The organism is Pseudomonas sp. 10B238 (assembly GCF_000970615.1).
GTDB lineage: Bacteria > Pseudomonadota > Gammaproteobacteria > Pseudomonadales > Pseudomonadaceae > Stutzerimonas.
Window position 1 is genome coordinate 21,936 of sequence record NZ_KQ033929.1, and the last position, 18,636, is coordinate 40,571.

Annotated in this window: 20 protein-coding genes; 12 read left to right on the plus strand and 8 right to left on the minus strand. The window is 60.2% G+C overall.

Going from position 1 to position 18,636, the window contains the following annotated elements; genetic code table 11:
- Positions 1 to 2: 2 nt before the first annotated feature.
- The 4 genes from RT21_RS04820 (at position 3) to RT21_RS04835 (ending at position 2,725) form a co-directional block, all read left to right on the plus strand.
- Positions 3 to 632 carry a DNA-J related domain-containing protein gene (locus RT21_RS04820; RefSeq protein ID WP_046161851.1) on the plus strand — a complete coding sequence of 210 codons (630 nt, stop codon included), beginning with the start codon at positions 3 to 5 and terminating at the stop codon, positions 630 to 632.
- A gap of 138 nt (positions 633 to 770) precedes the next feature.
- Positions 771 to 1,370, plus strand: coding sequence for a Yip1 family protein (locus RT21_RS04825; protein ID WP_045428541.1), 600 nt, complete (start codon positions 771 to 773; stop codon positions 1,368 to 1,370).
- Positions 1,371 to 1,509: 139 nt separating this feature from the next.
- On the plus strand, positions 1,510 to 2,175 hold the full coding sequence (locus tag RT21_RS04830) for a Yip1 family protein (protein WP_046161852.1): 666 nt from the start codon (positions 1,510 to 1,512) through the stop codon (positions 2,173 to 2,175).
- A 55-nt stretch (positions 2,176 to 2,230) separates the two neighbouring features.
- Positions 2,231 to 2,725: a SprT family zinc-dependent metalloprotease gene (locus RT21_RS04835; RefSeq protein WP_046161853.1), complete on the plus strand. Its 495-nt coding sequence runs from the start codon at positions 2,231 to 2,233 to the stop codon at positions 2,723 to 2,725.
- Positions 2,726 to 2,741: 16 nt separating this feature from the next.
- Here the strand turns inward: RT21_RS04835 and RT21_RS04840 are convergent, their stop codons facing one another.
- A complete protein-coding gene (locus tag RT21_RS04840) occupies positions 2,742 to 3,926 on the minus strand; it encodes an MFS transporter (protein WP_046161854.1) in 1,185 nt (394 codons plus the stop codon).
- Between the two features lie 288 nt (positions 3,927 to 4,214).
- Between RT21_RS04840 and RT21_RS23170 the strand changes: the two genes are divergently transcribed.
- From RT21_RS23170 to RT21_RS04875, 8 genes are all read left to right on the plus strand, one after another.
- On the plus strand, positions 4,215 to 4,385 hold the full coding sequence (locus RT21_RS23170) for a periplasmic nitrate reductase, NapE protein (protein ID WP_082082125.1): 171 nt from the start codon (positions 4,215 to 4,217) through the stop codon (positions 4,383 to 4,385).
- A 67-nt stretch (positions 4,386 to 4,452) separates the two neighbouring features.
- Entirely contained in the window at positions 4,453 to 4,713 is a 261-nt protein-coding gene (locus RT21_RS04845; protein WP_045428550.1) for a chaperone NapD, read from the plus strand.
- A complete protein-coding gene (gene napA, locus RT21_RS04850) occupies positions 4,710 to 7,214 on the plus strand; it encodes a nitrate reductase catalytic subunit NapA (RefSeq protein WP_046161855.1) in 2,505 nt (834 codons plus the stop codon). The genes RT21_RS04845 and napA overlap by 4 nt, the downstream gene beginning before the upstream one ends.
- Before the next feature lie 11 nt (positions 7,215 to 7,225).
- Positions 7,226 to 7,708, plus strand: coding sequence for a nitrate reductase cytochrome c-type subunit (locus RT21_RS04855; RefSeq protein WP_046161856.1), 483 nt, complete (start codon positions 7,226 to 7,228; stop codon positions 7,706 to 7,708).
- 10 nt (positions 7,709 to 7,718) lie between these two features.
- Positions 7,719 to 8,315 carry a cytochrome c3 family protein gene (locus tag RT21_RS04860; protein ID WP_045428556.1) on the plus strand — a complete coding sequence of 199 codons (597 nt, stop codon included), beginning with the start codon at positions 7,719 to 7,721 and terminating at the stop codon, positions 8,313 to 8,315.
- Between the two features lie 221 nt (positions 8,316 to 8,536).
- Positions 8,537 to 9,334, plus strand: a complete 798-nt coding sequence (locus tag RT21_RS04865) for a dienelactone hydrolase family protein (RefSeq protein ID WP_046161857.1) — start codon at positions 8,537 to 8,539, stop codon at positions 9,332 to 9,334.
- 340 nt (positions 9,335 to 9,674) lie between these two features.
- Positions 9,675 to 10,112: a hypothetical protein gene (locus RT21_RS04870; protein ID WP_046161858.1), complete on the plus strand. Its 438-nt coding sequence runs from the start codon at positions 9,675 to 9,677 to the stop codon at positions 10,110 to 10,112.
- Positions 10,109 to 10,510, plus strand: coding sequence for an META domain-containing protein (locus RT21_RS04875; protein ID WP_046161859.1), 402 nt, complete (start codon positions 10,109 to 10,111; stop codon positions 10,508 to 10,510). The genes RT21_RS04870 and RT21_RS04875 overlap by 4 nt, the downstream gene beginning before the upstream one ends.
- A 365-nt stretch (positions 10,511 to 10,875) precedes the next feature.
- On the opposite strand, the gene RT21_RS04880 is transcribed toward RT21_RS04875, so the two are convergent.
- The 7 genes from RT21_RS04880 to RT21_RS24275 all read right to left on the minus strand — a co-directional run bounded on the left by RT21_RS04880 (position 10,876) and on the right by RT21_RS24275 (position 18,573).
- Complete coding sequence (locus RT21_RS04880; protein WP_046161860.1) at positions 10,876 to 15,264, minus strand: DUF6701 domain-containing protein; 4,389 nt, start codon at positions 15,262 to 15,264, stop codon at positions 10,876 to 10,878.
- 88 nt (positions 15,265 to 15,352) lie between these two features.
- Positions 15,353 to 15,766 carry a hypothetical protein gene (locus tag RT21_RS04885; RefSeq protein WP_046161861.1) on the minus strand — a complete coding sequence of 138 codons (414 nt, stop codon included), beginning with the start codon at positions 15,764 to 15,766 and terminating at the stop codon, positions 15,353 to 15,355.
- Entirely contained in the window at positions 15,756 to 16,637 is an 882-nt protein-coding gene (locus RT21_RS04890) for a PulJ/GspJ family protein (protein WP_052724721.1), read from the minus strand. The genes RT21_RS04885 and RT21_RS04890 overlap by 11 nt, the downstream gene beginning before the upstream one ends.
- Positions 16,628 to 17,101, minus strand: a complete 474-nt coding sequence (locus RT21_RS04895; protein ID WP_082082112.1) for a prepilin-type N-terminal cleavage/methylation domain-containing protein — start codon at positions 17,099 to 17,101, stop codon at positions 16,628 to 16,630. The genes RT21_RS04890 and RT21_RS04895 overlap by 10 nt, the downstream gene beginning before the upstream one ends.
- Positions 17,098 to 17,541, minus strand: a complete 444-nt coding sequence (locus tag RT21_RS04900) for a pilus assembly FimT family protein (protein WP_046161862.1) — start codon at positions 17,539 to 17,541, stop codon at positions 17,098 to 17,100. Before RT21_RS04900 ends, RT21_RS04895 begins: the two co-directional genes overlap by 4 nt.
- 47 nt (positions 17,542 to 17,588) lie before the next feature.
- On the minus strand, positions 17,589 to 18,044 hold the full coding sequence (locus RT21_RS24270) for a prepilin-type N-terminal cleavage/methylation domain-containing protein (protein ID WP_046161863.1): 456 nt from the start codon (positions 18,042 to 18,044) through the stop codon (positions 17,589 to 17,591).
- Positions 18,045 to 18,069: 25 nt separating this feature from the next.
- Entirely contained in the window at positions 18,070 to 18,573 is a 504-nt protein-coding gene (locus tag RT21_RS24275) for a pilus assembly FimT family protein (RefSeq protein WP_046161864.1), read from the minus strand.
- Positions 18,574 to 18,636: the final 63 nt, after the last annotated feature.

Below are 18,636 nucleotides of genomic sequence, written 5' to 3' on the forward strand. Positions count from 1 at the left end.
ACATGAACGATGATCTCGAACCCGAAATGGACCTGGCCGAGCAAATATTCGTGCTGCTACGCGAACAACCGGATGGTTGCAGCGAATACCAGCTGATCCAACAGCTCAAGGCCCGGCACAGCACCCGTATCCCCAACCTGCCGCTACTCGACAAGCTGGTGCTGTTCCGCACCCATTTCCTTGTGTTTAACGCGCTGTACCAGCTGCGCGACCAACTCTGGGGCGAGAGCCGCTACAACCTCCAGATTTCGCCGTTAAACGTCCAGCTTCAACCCTATGTGCCTGGTGCCAGCGGAGTCGCCGAAAACGATCCGTTGCGCGACTACTACCTGGACATGAGCAATCTGCGCGACACCGACGAACAGGAGGTGGAACGCCTGCTAGCGAGCTTCTGGTCGCGCATGCGCGGCGACCATCTTGGCGAGCGTAACGAAAGCTGGGATCCGGAGCAGAAACGCGCAGCCTTGGAGCTGTTCGAGCTGGACCAGGAGGCCTCTTCGCTCAGCCTGCATACCATTAAACGGCGCTATCGCCAGTTGGTCAGCATTCACCACCCCGACCGTGGCGGCAGTACGACCCGGCTCCAGTCAATCAATCTGGCGATGGAAATACTGCAACGCTATTACCGATAGGTTCATAGCTTCCAATTGCTCTAATCGAGCCCAGTGCGCCGTACCGTCCGCTCCCTATACTGCGACTTAAGGTCGCACGCCCGTCACACCGACGGAAAGCCAGGCGGAGCGACCCTCCAAAACTGAGGAGACGCTGGCATGATCAATCACGTTTGGGGACTGTTTGCACACCCGGGCCAGGAATGGCAGGAAATCACTGGAGAGGAGCGTGAGGTCGGGCATTTGCACTTGGGAGAGGTGCTGGTACTCGCAGCGATACCGGCGATATCGGCGTTCATCGGAACCACCCAGGTCGGTTGGAGCATTGGCGGTGGCGAGGCGGTAAAGCTCACCGAAAGCAGTGCATTGCAACTCACCTTGCTGTCCTACCTCGCCATGCTGTGTGGTGTGGCCGTGATGGGCGCCTTCATCCACTGGATGTCACGCACCTATGACGCAAACCCGACGCTGGTGCAGTGCATCGTGTTTGCCGCGTACACCGCCACGCCACTGTTCGTCGGCGGCCTGGCCGCGCTCTATCCACACATCTGGCTGGGCATGATCGTGGGTACGGCTGCAATCTGCTACACGACCTACCTGCTCTACGTTGGCCTACCAACATTCATGAACATCCCCTCCGACGAGGGCTTCCTGTTCTCGAGTTCAGTGTTGGCTGTCGGGCTGGTTGTGCTGGTGGCGATCCTCGCGCTGTCAGTGATCATGTGGGGCATGGGGGTTGGCCCAATCTACGTACGCTAGCCTTGCCACGATACGGGCCGACGCGGTGGCCTCCGCGTCGGCCCGTTTTTGCCTGCGACATGGTGGCGTTGAATCCCTGTCGCGCTTGAGCGTCTATACCAGCAAGACCTGCGCTCAAGCATCGGCATTAGGAGGCCCCATGACCCCAGAATTCATCAGCTTGTTCACCCGGCCCGACCGAGCCTGGGAAACGATTCGCCAGAAGGAAGACGCCCACAGCCTGCATTACCTGATGCATTTACTGCTGCTGGCGCTGATTCCTGCTGTGTGCTTGTTCATTGGGGTCACCTTCGTAGGATGGAGCCTGGTGGACGCCGAACGTGTACGACTCGATTTTGCCAGCGCTTTTCAGCTGTGCCTGTTGCTGTACATCACCATCATTGTCGGCACAGTGGTCATGGGTTTTTTCGTAAGGTGGATGGCGCGCGCGTTTGAGGTACGCCCGAATCTGAACCAGTGCATTGGTTTCATCGCTTACGTCATCACCCCGTTCCTCCTCGCCGGCGTGACCGGGCTGTACCCGAATCGCTGGTTCGCAGCGATCGTTCTGCTGATAGCAGGCATCTACTCCACTTACCTGTTATTCACTGGCCTACCAGCCTTCATGCGCCAGCGCAGCTCGCAAAGCTTTCTCTATGCCAGTTCGATCTGGGGTGTGGCCCTGCTGGTGATGGTGACGGTGTTGGTATCCATGATTCTGTTCTGGTCTCAGTTCCTGCAACCCAATTACGAACGCACCGTACAAGCGAACCAGAGCTACGGCACCCAGGAAGAACGTCCTCAGGAGGAGCCCGGCGGTCTCTGAGAGATTGTCAGCCTGGCGGATTGCGGCATAATTCTGGGCTTATTCGGAGGCCCCTATGCCCGACCAGCTACACGCCCGAGTTGAGGCCTGCTATGAACAGGCCGAGGCTTTTTTCAACAAGCGCTTCGAGCGACCGAAAGTCAGCTTCAAACTGCGCGGGCAGAAAGCCGGCGTTGCGCATCTGAACACCAACCTGCTGCGCTTCAACGCGCAGCTGTATCAGGAAAACCGCGAGCACTTCCTCAAGCAGACCGTGGCTCACGAGGTGGCCCATTTGGTCGCTCACCAAATGTTCGGCGGCCGGATTCGCCCCCATGGTGAAGAGTGGCAATTGATCATGCGCGGCGTTTACGAGCTGACCCCTGATCGCTGCCACAGTTACGAGATCACCCGCCGGCAGACGAGTGCTTACATCTACCGGTGTGCCTGTCCCGAGCGAGATTTTCCGTTTACCGCCCAGCGCCATGCATTGGTCCGCAAAGGCCGTCGCTACTTCTGCCGCACCTGCCGCGCCACCCTGGCTTTCAGCGGGGAGCAGCGAATCGACTGACCGACTGGCCGCCGCGCTATAGCCGTCTGGCGCGCCAGGCTGCGATCACGAACAGCGCAGCGAGCACCGCCATCAAAGGCAGCCATCCCGCATGCTCCCACACGTAGCCGGCGGCGTAGCCGACCACACTCGACCCGAGATAATAGGCACACAGATAGAGCGCCGACGCCTGCGCCTTGGCGCCCTTGGCATGCACGCCGACCTGCCCGCTGGCTACGGCGTGTGCAGCAAAGAAGCCCAGGGTGAATAACGCCAGTCCGATCACGATTGCAATCAGCCAGGGCGTCGAACACAGCCCCACGCCTGACAGCATCAGCGCGATACCACCTTGCAGTACGCTTCTCGCACCCAGGCGTGGCACCAGCCGCCCGGCCCAACCTGCGCTGAATATGCCGGCCAGGTAAACAGTGAACAGCAGGCCAATGACCGTCGAGGAAAGGCCGAACGGCGCGCCGGCCAGACGAAAGCCGATGTAGTTGAACAACGCGACGAAGCCCCCCATCAGCAGAAATGCCTGAAGGAAAAGATTGCGCAGGATCGGGTTGCTCAGATGCTCAGCAAAGTTGCTCAGCAGTCCGCGCAGAGACAGCGGTTGTGGCTTGAAATGGCGGGATGCTGGAAGCAGCCAGACGAAGGCCCCCAACGCCGCCAGACCTAAACCGGCAATTCCGCCCAGCGCCAGTTGCCAACCGCCAAGATCGCTCAGCAGGCCTGACAACAGTCTGCCCAAGAGCCCACCGAGGGCTGTCCCGCCGATATACAGCCCCATCGCCGCAGGCAACGACTCGGGATCGAACTCCTCCCCCACGTAGGCCATCGCTAAAGCCGGCAAGCCACTGAGTGCAAGACCCAACAACGCGCGTAATACAAGCAACAGGGTCCAGGATTCGACCATTGCACAGGCAAGACCAAGCAGCCCAGCCAGCATAAGCGCTAGCGCCATGACCCGCTTGCGCCCCCAGCTTTCCGCCAAGCCGCCTGAAATCAACAGGCAGAGCGCCAGTGACAGCGTGGTCAATGACAGGGCCAAGCTGCTGGTGGCGGCCGACACTGAAAAATGCGAGGCCAGCAGCGGCAGCAATGGCTGCACGCAATAGAGCATGGCAAAGGTTGCGAACCCTGCGCAGAACAATGCCAGCGTCGCTCGACGGTAAGCAGCGGTGCCGCGTTTCAGGTGGGAATCAAGCGAGTCACAAGACATGAAAACGATCTCTACGCCCGCGCAACACGGGCCCAAAAAAGCCTCGCAGGCTAGCACAACCTTGGTATCAGCAAGCTGCCTGCATACCGTCCCAGAGCCTCGTACCCAGGCATTCAGCTATCGAGCGCGATGGACGAAACGCATCCAGCACGAGCCAGTTCATTGCGCCAGATCAATATAAGTGGTTTTAGGCCCTATAGCCCTTAGTCAAATAGACAGCTGGCTTTGATTAAGCTGGGAACGCTTACTAGACTCCCACTACGCCACTCGGATTTAAAGGTGAACGCAGTGCCGCACCATACCGATCCCGCATCCGCAGGCAAGCCGGAGGAAACACGGCTATTTGTCTTTCTGCTGGTTTTCCTGTTCCCCCTTCTAAGCGTCCTGACCGTATCCGGCTATGGCTTCATCGTCTGGATAAGCCAGCTGTTCTTTGGCCCACCCGGCCCACCGAGCTGATTGCCTGAGATAGGCCCCCTCATTCATTGCTTGCTCGTTTCAGGGCAGGCGGAGCTTTATAAGAAAAATGACCAATGCCTTGCATATCGCGAGCCTGCTCGTGCACTGCCGCCCCGAGCTACTCGATGCGGTGAAACAGAACCTGCTGCTATTGCCCGGCACGGAGCTTCATCAGGAAAGCGCCGCCGGAAAAGTGGTGGTGGTTCTTGAGGCGGAGCACGAAAGCCGCATTCTCGACACCATCAGCCACATCCAACAATTGCCTGGCGTCCTCAACGCTGCCCTGATTTACCACGAACTCCTCAGCCCCGAAGGAGAGCCGGAATGAGCCTCACACGACGTCAATTCGCCAAAGCCAACGCCGCGGCCATCGCAGCAAGCGTAGCTGGCATGCCTATCGCTACCAGTGCTAGCAACCTCGTTACTGATCCGCAGGCGACGGCGCTCAAATGGCACAAGGCGCCGTGCCGGTTCTGTGGCACCGGCTGCGGCGTGATGGTCGCCACCAGCGGCGACCGCGTGGTCGCCACGCATGGCGATGTCAAGGCCGAGGTCAATCGCGGTATCAACTGCGTCAAAGGCTATTTTCTGTCGAAGATCATGTACGGCTCCGACCGTCTGACTGAGCCGCTGTTGCGGATGAAGGATGGCAAGTACGACAAACAGGGCGAGTTTCAACCTGTAAGTTGGGAGCAGGCCTTCGACATCATGGAAGAGAAATACAAGACCGCGATGAAAGACCACGGCCCAACTGCCGTAGGCATGTTCGGTTCCGGCCAGTGGACCGTGTGGGAAGGCTATGCGGCCAGCAAGCTAATGAAGGCCGGTTTTCGTTCCAACAACCTCGACCCAAATGCGCGGCACTGCATGGCGTCTGCCGCTGTCGGCTTCATGCGCACCTTCGGAATGGACGAGCCCATGGGCTGCTACGACGATATCGAAGCCGCGGACGCATTCGTGCTTTGGGGCTCGAACATGGCCGAGATGCATCCCGTGCTCTGGACCCGCGTGACCGACCGCCGCCTTAGCGCGCCGCATGTAAAAGTCGCTGTGATGTCGACCTTCGAGCACCGCAGCTTTGATCTTGCGGACATACCGATGGTGTTCACGCCGCAGACCGACCTGGTGATTCTCAACTACATCGCCAACCACATCATCGAGAGTGGCGCGGTCAATCAGGACTTCATCAAGAATCACACCAAGTTCGCCAAGGGCAACACCAACATCGGCTACGGCCTGCGAGCGACCGACCCGCGCGAGATGAAGGCCGAGAATGCCGCTGCGGCAGGCGGCTGGACCGACATCAGTTTTGAAGACTATGCCGAGTTCCTCAAGCCATACACCCTGGAGCGCGCGGCTCGCGAGTCGGGTGTTCCGGAAGAGCGCTTGCAGATGCTGGCGGAACTCTATGCCGATCCGAAAACAAAAGTGATGTCGTTCTGGACCATGGGTTTCAACCAGCACACCCGCGGCGTCTGGGCGAACAACATGATCTACAACATTCATCTGCTTACCGGAAAAATCAGCGAGCCCGGCAACAGCCCCTTCTCGCTTACCGGACAACCATCGGCCTGCGGCACCGCACGCGAGGTTGGCACTTTTTCGCACCGCTTGCCTGCGGACATGGTCGTCACCAACCCCAAGCATCGGGCCGTCACCGAGAAGATCTGGAAGCTGCCCGAAGGCACCATCCCGGAAAAGCCCGGCTTTCATGCCGTGCAACAAAGCCGCGAGCTCAAGGACGGTGGCCTGAGGGTCTACTGGACCCAGGCGACGAACAACATGCAGGCCGGCCCCAACATCATGCAGGAGGTGCTGCCCGGTTGGCGCAACCCGGAAACCTTCATCGTTGTTTCTGACGTGTATCCCACGGTCTCAGCCCAGGCTGCAGACCTTATCCTTCCCGCTGCGATGTGGGTGGAGAAGGAAGGTGCCTACGGCAATGCCGAGCGTCGCACCCATTTCTGGCATCAGCTGGTCAGCCCGCCAGGTGAAGCGCGCTCGGACCTCTGGCAATTGATGGAATTCTCCAAACGCTTTACCACCGATGAAGTCTGGCCTGCTGAGCTGCTGACCAAATCACCGGAGCTGAAGGGCAAGACGCTGTTCGAGGTGCTTTTCAAGAACGGACAGGTCGACACCTTCCCCGTTTCGGATATCGAAGAAGGCTACCGGAACCAAGAGTCGGAGGACTATGGCTTCTACGTCCAGAAAGGCCTGTTCGAGGAATACGCTCAGTTTGGTCGCGGTCATGGTCACGATCTCGCCGACTTCGACCGTTACCATCAGGAGCGCGGCCTGCGTTGGCCGGTTGTAGACGGCAAGGAAACCCTCTGGCGTTACCGTGAAGGTCATGACCCCTACGTCGAGAAAGGCTCAGAGGTGCAGTTCTACGGCTATCCGGACAAGCGGGCGATCATCTTCGCACTGCCCTACGAGGCACCTGCAGAGATGCCGGATGAAGAGTATCCGTTCTGGCTCAGTACTGGCCGCGTGCTGGAGCATTGGCACACCGGCAGCATGACCCAGCGTGTCGACGAGCTACACCAGGCTGTGCCGGATGCGCTGGTGTACATGCATCCGGACGATGCGCGCGAGCTCAAGGCCCGCCGCGGCAGCGTGGTCAGGGTCATCAGTCGACGCGGTGAAATGCAGGCTCGCATCGAAACCCGTGGCCGCAACAAGCCTCCGAAGGGGCTGATCTTCGTGCCCTTCTTCGATGCCAACAAACTGATCAACAAGGTCACCCTCGACGCTACCGACCCGATCTCCAAGCAAACCGATTTCAAGAAGTGCGCCGTGAAGATCGAAGTGGTCAGCATCGCCTGAGGAGAGTCACCATGAAATTCCGTTTACTGCCTTTGATGCTCCTCGCGGTGTTTGGCGTGGCCGTCGCAGCCGGGCCCGATTACCCACTGGATGCGCCCGCGCCGGATGGTCGCCGTCCGGGCGGCACCATCACCCAGGAGTTCACCCCGCCTCCGCTCAGGGATGAGGAAAACAAGGATCTGAAGCGCGAGCGCAACTATCCGGAGCAGCCGCCGACCATTCCGCACACCATTCGCGGCTATCAGGTCGATATAAACGGCAACAAGTGCTTGTCCTGCCACAGCCGTGCCAACAGTGCTCGCACTCAAGCGCCAATGATCAGCATCACCCACTTCACCGACCGCGATAGCCAGACGCTCGGCGCTGTTGCCCCGCGTCGCTACTTTTGCACCCAGTGCCATGTGGTGCAGCACGACGTGAAACCGCTGGTAGAGAACGACTTCGAGAACATCGACGAGCTGCTCTATCACGAAAACCAGCAGAACGAACAGTGAGGACGCCTGGATGAAGTCGATACTGTCGTTCCTCAAGCGTTACTGGACCGTCCTGCGCCGCCCGAGCGTGCACTACAGCCTGGGCGTCCTGACGCTCGGGGGGTTTCTTGCTGGCATCATCTTCTGGGGCGGGTTCAATACCGCGCTGGAGGCGACCAATACCGAAGCCTTCTGCATTTCCTGTCACGAGATGGAAGACAACGTGTACATGGAGATCAAGGACACCATCCACTACACCAACCGCTCCGGCGTACGCGCGACCTGTCCGGATTGCCACGTGCCACACGAATGGACAGATAAAATCGCGCGCAAGATGCAGGCTTCGAAAGAGGTCTGGGGAAAGATCTTCGGCACCATCAGCACGCGGGAAAAATTCCTCGGCATGCGCCGGGAAATGGCCGAGCGTGAATGGCGTCGTCTGAAGGCCAATGACTCGCTAGAGTGCCGCAACTGCCACAACTACGAGTTCATGGATTTCACCCGCCAGAGCAAACGCGCCGCCGAGTTCCACTCCAAAGCGCTAGGCAAAGGCGAAGCGACCTGCATCGACTGTCACAAGGGCATCGCCCACCGACTGCCAGACATGCACGGCGTGCCGGGCTGGTAACTGTCCGGGCGGCGCTGATCGTGATGGGCAGCGCCGAAGCATCATCGATGAACCTGAGCCCAGGGACGGGCTCAGGTAATCAGACCGCCTTGATTCACATCCCCTCCGAAACGCTTCCGGCACCTGCCGCGCTTTACCCGCTGAACAACCCTGTTGCGCCTGTGTCGAACTCCGGCTAATTATCGGAACGTTTCGATATCAACGACAACAAGGAGTTCACCATGCGTTATCAACTGTTCGGTGCAGCCCTGATGGCGGTCAGCGCCGTCGCTCACGCTGAGATCCAGACTCAGGAAATCCCCTACACCGCAGCCGACGGCACCAAGATGGTTGGCTACTACGCCTACGACGACGCTATCGAGGGCCAGCGCCCAGGCGTCGTGGTGGTCCATGAATGGTGGGGCCTCAATGACTATGCCAAAAGCCGCGCCCGTGACCTGGCCGGACTGGGTTACAGCGCCCTGGCAATTGATATGTATGGCGAGGGCAAGAACACCGAGCATCCGAAGGACGCGATGAGCTTCATGAAAGCCGCCCTGGCCGATACCGACGCGGCCAAAGCCCGCTTCAACGCCGGTGTGGATCTGCTCAAACAGCAACAGCAGACCGACGGCGCCAAACTCGCCGCCGTTGGCTACTGCTTCGGCGGCAAGGTCGTGTTGGACATGGCCCGCCAGGGCGTACCACTCGAAGGCGTTGTCAGCTTCCACGGCGCCTTGGCCACCGAAACCCGCGCAGCGCCGGGGAGTGTCAAAGCGCGCGTACTGGTCGAACACGGCAGCGCCGACAGTATGGTCAGTGCCGAAGACGTCGCCGCACTGAGCGCCGAAATGGTCAAAGCCGGCGCCGACTATCAATTCGTCAACCTGCCAGGCGCCAAACACGGCTTCACCAATCCAGGGGCTGACAAGTTTCAGGAAAAAGGCGTCGATGTGGCCTACAACAAAGCCGCCGACGAGCGCTCATGGAATGACATGCAACGCTTCCTCGACGAAACGTTCGACAGCAGCCGCCCTTAACCCAACGGCCTGACGCACCGGTCATGCTTGCGAAAGCAGCGTGTTCTGGTGCTGTGGCGTATGGAACCGCTTGGTGGCTTGGGTTCGTTGATGCTTCACGTTGACGGGCGCCCTTCGTGGCCCCCCGTCAACAACCGTAGCTGTCTAACGGTCCGTCCTCTCCCGTTTGGGGAGAGGCTGGGGTGACGGCTGGCGAACACCGCCATCCAAGCCCACCCCGCGCACGCCGCTGGTTTCTTTACTTCTTCCGGTGTTCCGCCTCCCAGAGCAGCCTCTGCCCAGCTCCCGTGCTAGCATTACGGCCCACCGCAACTCCCCCATTCCAAATCGATCGCGAGTCATGGCCGAACACGATTTTCGCTATACCCTGCTCAACCCCGGACACACCCTGACCGAATGTCGCGCCTTGGCGCCGGGCCGTTACCAGGTCACCGGCAACGGTGGCAATGTTCGCTCAGGCGATGTCCTTATCGTCACGCTTAAAGGCAGCCGAGACCTCTCCCAGCGTCTGACCGTCGACAAGGTTCGCCACCTGATCAACCCGCCAGGCCAGTGGATGGCCGTGGCGAACGGGCCGGTGTTCAAGGAACTGGCGATCATCAACTGGCAGGTCGACTGCGACGGTTGCGGTAAGCAACTGGATTTCGAATTCGCCGTAGACGCTGCCAAGGGCGAAGCCGCGCGCGCGCCAGCGGCCGAAGCCAGGATTGCCGAATTGGGCTGGACGAACGACACCGGCCGCCACCTCTGCCCAGCCTGCCAGAGGGCAAAGCCATGAAGAAGATCCTGTTAGCCGGCTTGGCCATCTTGTCCGTATCGGGATGTGCGGTTGAACCCTTAACCCTGCAGAACGAAGTCACCTATATCGCCGAGTGGATCGGTGACGAGCCCGTGGTGGGCCGTAACCCTGTCTCGCTGACCTTCAGCGAAGACCGTGCGTATGGCAACGCCGGTTGTAACCACTGGTTCGCCAGCTACCAGCTCGACGGCCAGAAGCTGCGCTTCAGCGAAATCGGCAGCACGCGCAAGATGTGCGCCGAACACATCATGAAGCAGGAACAGCACTTCCTCGAACTGCTCTCGCAAATCGAACGTTGGGACGTCTCCAAGATCGATCAGCTGCGTTTCTGGCCCACCGAAGGCGCTCCGCTGCGAGTTTGGCCGGAACAGAACTGAGCTGCGCCAAAGATGGGCGCGCCGGCTATGGTGTGCCCCTTCAGCAAGCGTAAAGCCTCTGCCGTAGCCAGTACCTATAGCCCACGGCCCGCCTCAGGAATCAGGCGTACCGCTCGGGGCGCTTTCATTCAGCCCCGACAAACCCAACTGAAACCCGCATAGCCACTGCAACCTAGGGCACGCAGCAAAACCTCGGGGCTAGTTCTGTGTGTGACCGGTTGCGACCGCTGCCATAGTTGGCGGAATTGGCACGCCCTCTGCAATAACCCAGGTAACCAGTTTTGGGGACCCTGGTACAGGCAGGCCAGGGATTCCCCTCTTTTACACCCGCCAAAAGGGCCGCCAATTGCGGCCCTTTTGCTTATCTAGCGATAGAGTTCGCGGCGGAAGATCAGCGGTTTCGAGCCGGCATAGATGCCGAAGGAGGCAAGGCCCCGGCCCGCCTCGCGTCCTGCGCCCCGCCAGTCATAGCGCAGCCAGTCAGGCATGCCGGGGAGCGATACCTCGACTGATCCGTCATTTCCGGAACCCGGCGCGCTGAGTGCCACCTGGCCCACTCCCAAGCCAATGCTGGCTACCGTCGCAGTTGTCTTGCCGCTGGTAAGCCGGCCGGTGAAACCGTCCAACTGCACGCCGCCGAGCGAACCCTCGCTCGTACATTGGTCTTCGATCTCAGTCCGAAAAACGGGGCCGCCTGCGGTCGCCTGCCAGGACTCGATCGTGAGCGGCAGCACCAACGGCTGCAGCTCCGAGCCATGAGCATTGCCGATTTGCATACGACCAAGCCGCACCTCGCTGCCGGGCTGCTCGGTGAACGCGTAGCTGAAAGGCTGGCAATCGGTACCCGCCACACACACGGCATCGGCGTCGGTCAAGCTGGCCGCAGAAAACGTCTGGACGACCTTCGCGGTGAATGGCAGATCATCCGCCGATGGTTTGTCGGCAGGGGAATACATGAGCGACTGACCGCTCCAGCGATAAATCCTGCTGCCATCGCCATCATCCGCCCCTACGATTGCAGCCGTAGGGCTCCCAGTCGCGGAAAGGCGCGCGTCCAACCCGGCACGCCCTACGGCCGATGCATAGCCACCGACCGCTGGTGTAAGCAAGCGCCAGAACTCTCCGCGATCATAGTTCTGAGTTACGTCACCCTGGCGGTTATAGCCAGTAACCGTCAGCGACGGCTCCCACCCGGCAGCGAAATCCATCGGCTGGCCTTGGTAACTGAATACCGGCCCGCAACTGGGCGTCAGGCTGGCACTACCGGTTGCGCCGAGAAACGCTGGCGAGAATCGTCCGATGCGATTGCTCGTTCCACCATGTATGGGCTCGCCGAGATAATCCGGCGGCGTGGCGACCAGACGAAAGATGCCCACCTCCGAAATCGACATCACGTCCTGCTGGGCTGAGTTGACCAGCTTCGTCTCGGCACCCAGTTCATGGTTGTACTCAGTCAACGAAAGCGACCCGACCTGACCCGAGGCGGGTGCCACCAATTCACTGGTGAGAACGACCCCTGCCAACTCGAAATTCGGGGTCGTGATATTGCCAGCGCACAGCTGATCGGCGGTAAGCGCCTCGCCGTCACTCTGCCAGCCCACTGCCCGAACCGAGACCGGGAAAGGATCACCGGCACGAATGACGGTGCCACTGTTGCTGAACAGCGGGCATGCCACGTTATCGGAGGTACAGGCCTGTTCCGCCGCAGGAATCGTCTGAATGCAGAGTCCGTAGGGCTTGCTGACGAACAGGTCACTGCCTTCCATCAGCAATCCTGCCTCGTTGCCAGAAGTAGGCTCATAACGTGCCGCTAGCGTCATCTTCCCGGCGTCGTCATAGCGCACCGAAAGCCTGGCAACCGCCTGACTGTCGAAACTGAGCGGCAGCTCGGTCGCCTTCGCGCCTATTGCCTCACCGTTGATGATCACCGGCTGCGTGCCAGTCGCCGGATTGTCATAGGTAGAACTGAACGCGATGTTTCGCGTGCCGCCCGCGAAGCCCGGCTCGCACGTAGAGGGATCTTCTGGATCAACCTTGACCGCACGGAAGGCGATCTCTTCCTGGGGCTTGGCCGCGGTAAGCGTAGGCACATCGAACAGGAAGCCACTCTTTACCCCCGTCACCGTGCAGCCAGGAGTCGAGCAGGTCGTGGTGCCGAACGACAACGCGGGCGGCGTAGATCCACTGACACCGATTGTCGCCACCTTTTTGAATTGCGGCACCTGCAACTTTGCGGTGCCAACGCCTCCGCCAGGAATTTTCAGAATGCCATTCTCGAACCACACGGCATTCTCGGCGGCCAATGCGACCTCCATAGCCTCGGTGTACAGCTTAGAGCAATCTTCATTCAGGCAGGCGCTGACGGTTACTTCTTGTGGATTGCAAGTCAAGGACGTGGGCGAATAGCTCAGGTCGAAATGGTGGATCTGTTGCCCAATTGGCTTGATTTCGCTGGCGCATATCTGCAGGTCATCGATCTCGTGGATGTTGTTCGATCCACCGGTCGATCCCGTCAGCGACAGATAGAGGTTTTCCGGCATCGACGTCTGCCCCGACGCGGCCAGGGCATCGAAGCTCTCCAATCCCGGAAGCACCACGAATCCTGATCCAGTATCGCGTTCGACGGTAACCAGCGCCTTGCCCGCCGTTCGCGCGTCTATGGTGATGCGGTAGGTGTGGCCAGGCGCAGGGCTGCTGCTGGAGGCACTGTCTACCCCTGGATTAAGCCCTGCCGGGGTGCCTGCAAGGTAGCGATAGCCGGATGTGCCGGAGCCTGGGCCGCGTATCGATACCGAGTCCTGGCGCAACCCTGGCCCACCCTGGCGATTTTCCGTCGGGTTGGAAAAGTTACCGTATTCGTCCAGCGCGATACCCAACCAGCCGCCCGCGAAGCCGCTGGTGGAATTGAGCTGCGCATAGCCCAACGAGCCGCCGTATCCACCCGGCTGCGGCGTCTGTGTGGCATCTGACAGGATCAGCGCGATACCGTCGGCGCCATTACCGTTGTAGGCGTAATACTTGAACTGGGCCTGGATGAAATTGCCCTCGCCCGGAAACAATCGTTGCAAGGCACTTGCTGTGGCCACGTTGCCCTGATTACTGGTCAGGCGCAGTCGATTGCCGATGATGGCAGGCGTGAAGGCGCTCAGGCCTCGGCTCGATACGATCCAGTCGGAGCCCAGCAGCGGCCTGTCGAAATCATCGCTGACGCACTGCAGTGCCTGACTACAGGCGTGGCGCTCGGTCGCCAACGCAGCGATATCCGAGTTGCTGAGCGCTCCTTGATAGATGCGCAGTTCGTCCAGATCCCCGTCGAAATGACGTCCAGCTAGCTGGTCCCAGCCCAGCTGTAGCGGATCGCTATTGGCGAGCGGCGTACCACTCAGGCTTGCCTGGCCAGCCACCGTGCCGTTGATATAGATAGTCTGTTGGGTCCGCGTGTAGCGGATCACCACATGATTCCACTGGCCAACCACTACCTTGCCAGTACTGCTGAACTCACGGGTGGCGCTCGGGCCGGTGGTTTGCCACCACCAGTTGACCGTGCCGTCCGGGCGCAGGTGGAACTCGTAGTTTTCGTCCTTGGACAGAATGCTCATGAGGCCGCTTGCTGGTAGCGTTCGCGGTCTGACCCACACTCCAATAGTGAACTCCTGCTGCAAGCTCAGAGCATCGTTATGCGCAGTCTGGACATACTGCCGGGATGCCCCGGTGAAACTGCCGTAGCGGCAGGTGCCCTGCCCTGCGACAGTGGTCAGCGCTGGCGCCGTGGCTGCCGTCGACGCGCCGTTATAAGCCTGGCCATGCAAGTTGTTGCCGGAGCGATCCAGCACCTCTCCGACAGCGCCAGTCCAACCACCCTCGTTCAGCCACCAGCTAAGCAGCAACTTCGTGCTCTTGCAGGCATTTGCCGGAGTTGAGTTCGGCTTGCAGGTCCCGTAGACGTTGCTGCCATTGGCAACATTCACGGTGGAGTAATCCGGCGCGGTGAGATCACCATAGACCTGTGATCCGGACAGACTGATTGCGTTATAGCGAGACGCCATCGTCACCGACGCGGTAGAAGAACCAGCCGTGCTGTCAGTGAATGAAATCGATCCCGCCAAGACAGTGCCGGACACCATCGTCACGGTGTTGAGCGTAGCAGCGTTGTTAGAGGAGAAATCGCCCTGAATAACCCCACCGGTGATCGATAGAGAAGACGACCCCGAGCGGGCTCCGCCTTGAAGATTGGTTCCAGTGGACACCACGTCACAGCAGTTGCTGTTGACCAGCCCGTCTACGCTGCCGCCGCTTAGCGTGATAGATCCGCTATTGGCTGTTATCGCGCCTACGACAGTGACCCCGGTGAGCTGAATCGAGCCTGACGCCGAGCTGACGTCACCTTCTACGCTGCCACCGCTCATGGTGATCGAGCCACTCCCGGTCAGGCTGCCAGCGATGGTTGCAGTACTGAGGGAAGCAGAACCATTGGACGAGACACCCGCGCTAAACGTGGACGTGCCTGTCGCCGTGATGCCACCCCAGTCAGCCTCTATGGAGATTGGCCCACTGCCGCTGCCGATCGCCGCGCTGGCAATTGAGAAACCGGCAGCCCGGAGCGTTACAGCACCGCTTGCAGTAAGCACGTCACCAGCACTCAGCGTAATCTGACCCGAGCATGCGTAGACGCTATTGCCGTTGCTCCTGCTCCAGGCACCGCTGCACGCGGGCAGATTCTTCTGGTTCGGCTCCAGCGAATAACTCTCGGCCATCGCCTGCCCCGCCAGGAGCAGTATCCCTAACGTTACGAGCCGGCAAACAGCCAACAAGATACGCCCCCTCACGCTTGTCTGCTTCAACTCAACGCTCCACGACGGCGGTCAACTGGCGATAGGCATAATCCGGACGACTGCCTGGCATGCCGTTCTGTGCAGTCGCGGTCAGCCGGTAGATCGCGACAGTGGATGTGTCTTCCGTGTAAACACTCGAGACGCAGGTTACGGCCACGGTGTACTCCGACAGACTGCCGCCCAGGCTCAGTGACTCCGCCGGGCAGATCCCGTTGTCCAGTGTTCGAGCAATGCTCCACTCGAGTCCCGCTCGTGCGGCCTGGTATGCACGCGCCTGCTGGATCGCAAGGCTCATGGTCCCGTGCTGAGTTGCAGACAGATGCGCCATGGTCAAGATAATCACCGTCACCACAATCATCAGGAACAAGGCTGCGACCAGACCGAACCCAGCCGAATGCCGCGGTGTTCGGAAATCAGGGCGCATTGTCGACGTGAACCTGTTGGGTGAGTCGAAGGATCTCGTCATCCTGGGCAATACCGAGAGCCAGGCTCAATAGCCCTCCCCGCTGCGCGCTGCCGGCTCGGTAGCTGAAGCGGCACTGGCTGACGTCACCAGTGAGTTTTAGCGGGTTGGAACCGGTCGGCGGCGACAGGGGCAGGCTTTCAAGTAACTGGTCATAGCTGTAGCGCACCAGCTCGCCGCCCTGGCAGCGATACCCCACCACGCGCTCAGCCAAGTACATCCGACGCTGAGGTGAGGCCAGGGCGAAGCGGAACCCACCGGACGGCAAATTGCCAAGCGCAATGAGCGACTCGTCCACCGGCGCACCGGTCCGCAGGGAGAAGGTTGTCCCGCTCGGTGTAATCACGCCTGGATTGGCAAACTTCCAGACGTTCGCTCCGGCAAGCGGCACGCCGCCAGACTCGGCGCCGACGTTGTAAAGCACCATCCACCGAACACCTGAAAGATCGATCGACGGATCGAGCAGCTGGACGCTGTCGCAGCTCAGGTCAGCCGTCGAACTTCCGCAGTTGGTTACGGCTTCGCCGAAACGCAGCCCATCGCTGTCGTTGCGATTCGGGCGGTATCGACCGGCGCTATGGATCAACAGCAATTCGAGCGCCTGGCCGTCAGCGGACACGCGCAGGGAGTTGGGGACCGCAAGCCTGACATCACGCGTCATCCGCTGAAGAGCACCCGCGCCAAGATCGACCAGCTCGGCACGACGACTCTGCGCCGCGAAGCTTTCCATCGGCCGACCCAACACCGCCGAAATCATGACAGCCACCAAGCCGGCCAGTGCGATGACCATAACCAGCTCGACCAAGGTGAAGCCGCGCGACTTCAGGGGCATAGGCTCGCCCCCGAGGCATCCGTTTCGCCGTAGCAGGTTCGATAGCCGCTCAGCTGCAATGTGGCGCCGGCCGGGTCCGTTACGGTGACGTCAATGCGAAGCGCCTGAACGCCGCTCCAGGCATCTGGGCCGTTCACCGAAACGGCGACGTTATAGGCTGCCAAGTCAGCAATCGCAGTACCGAAGGCATCATGCGGCGCCTCGGATATCCCCGCGTAGTCACGTACGTCGTTGAAGCAGGCGCGCGCAGGGTTGCACGCGGCGCTGGCCTGCGTGGCAAACGCCTGCAACTCGATTTCTTCCAGATATGCCTCGGCAATCGCCAGGCTCTGCTGGCGCAGCAGCGGATCGGCAGAACGTGCCGTTATCGAGGCCATGGCAGTGAACAGCGCCGCGGCTGCGATACCGATGATCACGATGGTGATCACCAGCTCGACAAGGGTCATGCCGCGCTGGCGCTTCATTGCACCAGCCCGGTTTCGGCAGTCACGCTAAAGGTGAACGCGCCGATGGTGGCGCTCGCCGCGCCGGAGGGACGTCCCAGCGAGTCGAACACTACGGGAAAATTGGTCGCCGACACCGACACGCCTGCTGGCACCTCGGTATTGGCGAAGGGAGTCTGGCCGTCCGGCCCCTGCACCTCGGCGATGTAATCACCGGACGCGCAGTTGGCCGCTCGACGCAGGCGGTAACCGCCGGCGTCGAGGTTGACCTGGGTCAGGCAGCCGCTGGCCAGGGCCAGCTTCTGAGCGTAACGCACGGCCGAGACCGTCTCTTCAAAGAAAAGCCGTTCGTCGAACACCTTTCGATCGAAGAAACGCGGCCCCACCACAGCGGCGAGGACGCCGATGATGACGAGTGTCATGATCAGCTCGACGAGGGTAAAGCCGCGGGCAGTCTTCATCTTAGAAAGCTTGGAATACGACCACACTGTGGTCGGACACATAAGCGTTAGCAGCCAGACTTATCGACAACCACTGTCGGTGGCACCATGGGATCAGTACCACTAGCCGCGATAGCGGCTGTGTATGTAGCCGAGCAAGCACCGGTAGCACCAGTAGCAGAGATGACGTAATCATCGTCCGACACAGCCCCAGTAAGTCCGCCAGCCATGTCTACCGCAGCGCCGATGCCCGTGGCCGCGGCGGTCGGATAACCAAGCGCATCGACAGCGACCGACGCACCTTCTACTTCAACAGTAGAGCCCGTACTACCTCCTGCAAGCCATGCTGAATGAATGATTGCAACTGCGGATCGCATCGAGGCCGCAGCTCCATCAACCGTTGCCGCTCGCGCGTCTCCTCCGAGGTTCGCAAACCGGGGCAAAGCAAATGCCGCCAGAATCCCCAAAATCACAATCACCATAATCAGTTCAATCAGAGTAAAACCGCTCTGTTGTTTCTTCATTTCTATGCCCCCGAGGCAGTTGGTATTACGGTTTGAAAGTGGTGACGACCGTACCGAGCACCGAGTCGTAAACGATCGTGTCGTTCTTGTCTTGGCCCTGGTAGGTGTAGGTGCATGCCTGACCGGTGCCGCCGGCCAGTGTGGCAACGTAGTTCGGCGCAGTTCCCGTGATGGTCGGCGCGGAACCTTGCAGCAGGTTGGTCCAGAGCGCCTGGCAATCGGCAATCGAACCAAGCGTATTGCCGCCGTCGATGCCAACCGGCCAGCCACTGGTGTTGACGTCGATGTTTCCGGAGCCAAAGCCCACAACGTTATCGTTCGACGTTATGCCCTTGCCCCGGTTAACTTCCCACTGTGCACGCGCGAGCATGACTGCGGACGCAAGCGCACCGCCGACGCCTCGCACCGAAGCCTCATGAGCATCATCTGCAACGTCGATAAAGCGCGGTAACGCGACCGCCGCCAGGATGCCGAGAATGGCAATCACCACCACCAGCTCAATCATCGTGAAACCCTTATTCCTGCTCATTGCTGCTCCTCGTTTTACCGGTCTACGCGGCCTATCCGTGGTCGAACCGGTTGGTTTGTGCCG

What these genes read in the sequence shown, in the direction of transcription:
- RT21_RS04890 (WP_052724721.1), bottom strand. Translation starts at nt 16,637, where the DNA reads ATGCCCCTGAAGTCGCGCGGCTTCACCTTGGTCGAGCTGGTTATGGTC.
- RT21_RS04855 (WP_046161856.1), top strand. Translation starts at nt 7,226, where the DNA reads ATGAAATTCCGTTTACTGCCTTTGATGCTCCTCGCGGTGTTTGGCGTG.
- RT21_RS04875 (WP_046161859.1), top strand. Translation starts at nt 10,109, where the DNA reads ATGAAGAAGATCCTGTTAGCCGGCTTGGCCATCTTGTCCGTATCGGGA.
- RT21_RS04860 (WP_045428556.1), top strand. Translation starts at nt 7,719, where the DNA reads ATGAAGTCGATACTGTCGTTCCTCAAGCGTTACTGGACCGTCCTGCGC.
- RT21_RS04830 (WP_046161852.1), top strand. Translation starts at nt 1,510, where the DNA reads ATGACCCCAGAATTCATCAGCTTGTTCACCCGGCCCGACCGAGCCTGG.
- RT21_RS04825 (WP_045428541.1), top strand. Translation starts at nt 771, where the DNA reads ATGATCAATCACGTTTGGGGACTGTTTGCACACCCGGGCCAGGAATGG.
- RT21_RS04885 (WP_046161861.1), bottom strand. Translation starts at nt 15,766, where the DNA reads ATGCGCCCTGATTTCCGAACACCGCGGCATTCGGCTGGGTTCGGTCTG.
- RT21_RS24270 (WP_046161863.1), bottom strand. Translation starts at nt 18,044, where the DNA reads ATGAAGAAACAACAGAGCGGTTTTACTCTGATTGAACTGATTATGGTG.
- RT21_RS24275 (WP_046161864.1), bottom strand. Translation starts at nt 18,573, where the DNA reads ATGAGCAGGAATAAGGGTTTCACGATGATTGAGCTGGTGGTGGTGATT.
- RT21_RS04900 (WP_046161862.1), bottom strand. Translation starts at nt 17,541, where the DNA reads ATGAAGACTGCCCGCGGCTTTACCCTCGTCGAGCTGATCATGACACTC.
- RT21_RS04870 (WP_046161858.1), top strand. Translation starts at nt 9,675, where the DNA reads ATGGCCGAACACGATTTTCGCTATACCCTGCTCAACCCCGGACACACC.
- napA (WP_046161855.1), top strand. Translation starts at nt 4,710, where the DNA reads ATGAGCCTCACACGACGTCAATTCGCCAAAGCCAACGCCGCGGCCATC.
- RT21_RS04865 (WP_046161857.1), top strand. Translation starts at nt 8,537, where the DNA reads ATGCGTTATCAACTGTTCGGTGCAGCCCTGATGGCGGTCAGCGCCGTC.
- RT21_RS04895 (WP_082082112.1), bottom strand. Translation starts at nt 17,101, where the DNA reads ATGAAGCGCCAGCGCGGCATGACCCTTGTCGAGCTGGTGATCACCATC.
- RT21_RS04835 (WP_046161853.1), top strand. Translation starts at nt 2,231, where the DNA reads ATGCCCGACCAGCTACACGCCCGAGTTGAGGCCTGCTATGAACAGGCC.
- RT21_RS04820 (WP_046161851.1), top strand. Translation starts at nt 3, where the DNA reads ATGAACGATGATCTCGAACCCGAAATGGACCTGGCCGAGCAAATATTC.
- RT21_RS04880 (WP_046161860.1), bottom strand. Translation starts at nt 15,264, where the DNA reads ATGGCCGAGAGTTATTCGCTGGAGCCGAACCAGAAGAATCTGCCCGCG.
- RT21_RS04840 (WP_046161854.1), bottom strand. Translation starts at nt 3,926, where the DNA reads ATGTCTTGTGACTCGCTTGATTCCCACCTGAAACGCGGCACCGCTGCT.
- RT21_RS04845 (WP_045428550.1), top strand. Translation starts at nt 4,453, where the DNA reads ATGACCAATGCCTTGCATATCGCGAGCCTGCTCGTGCACTGCCGCCCC.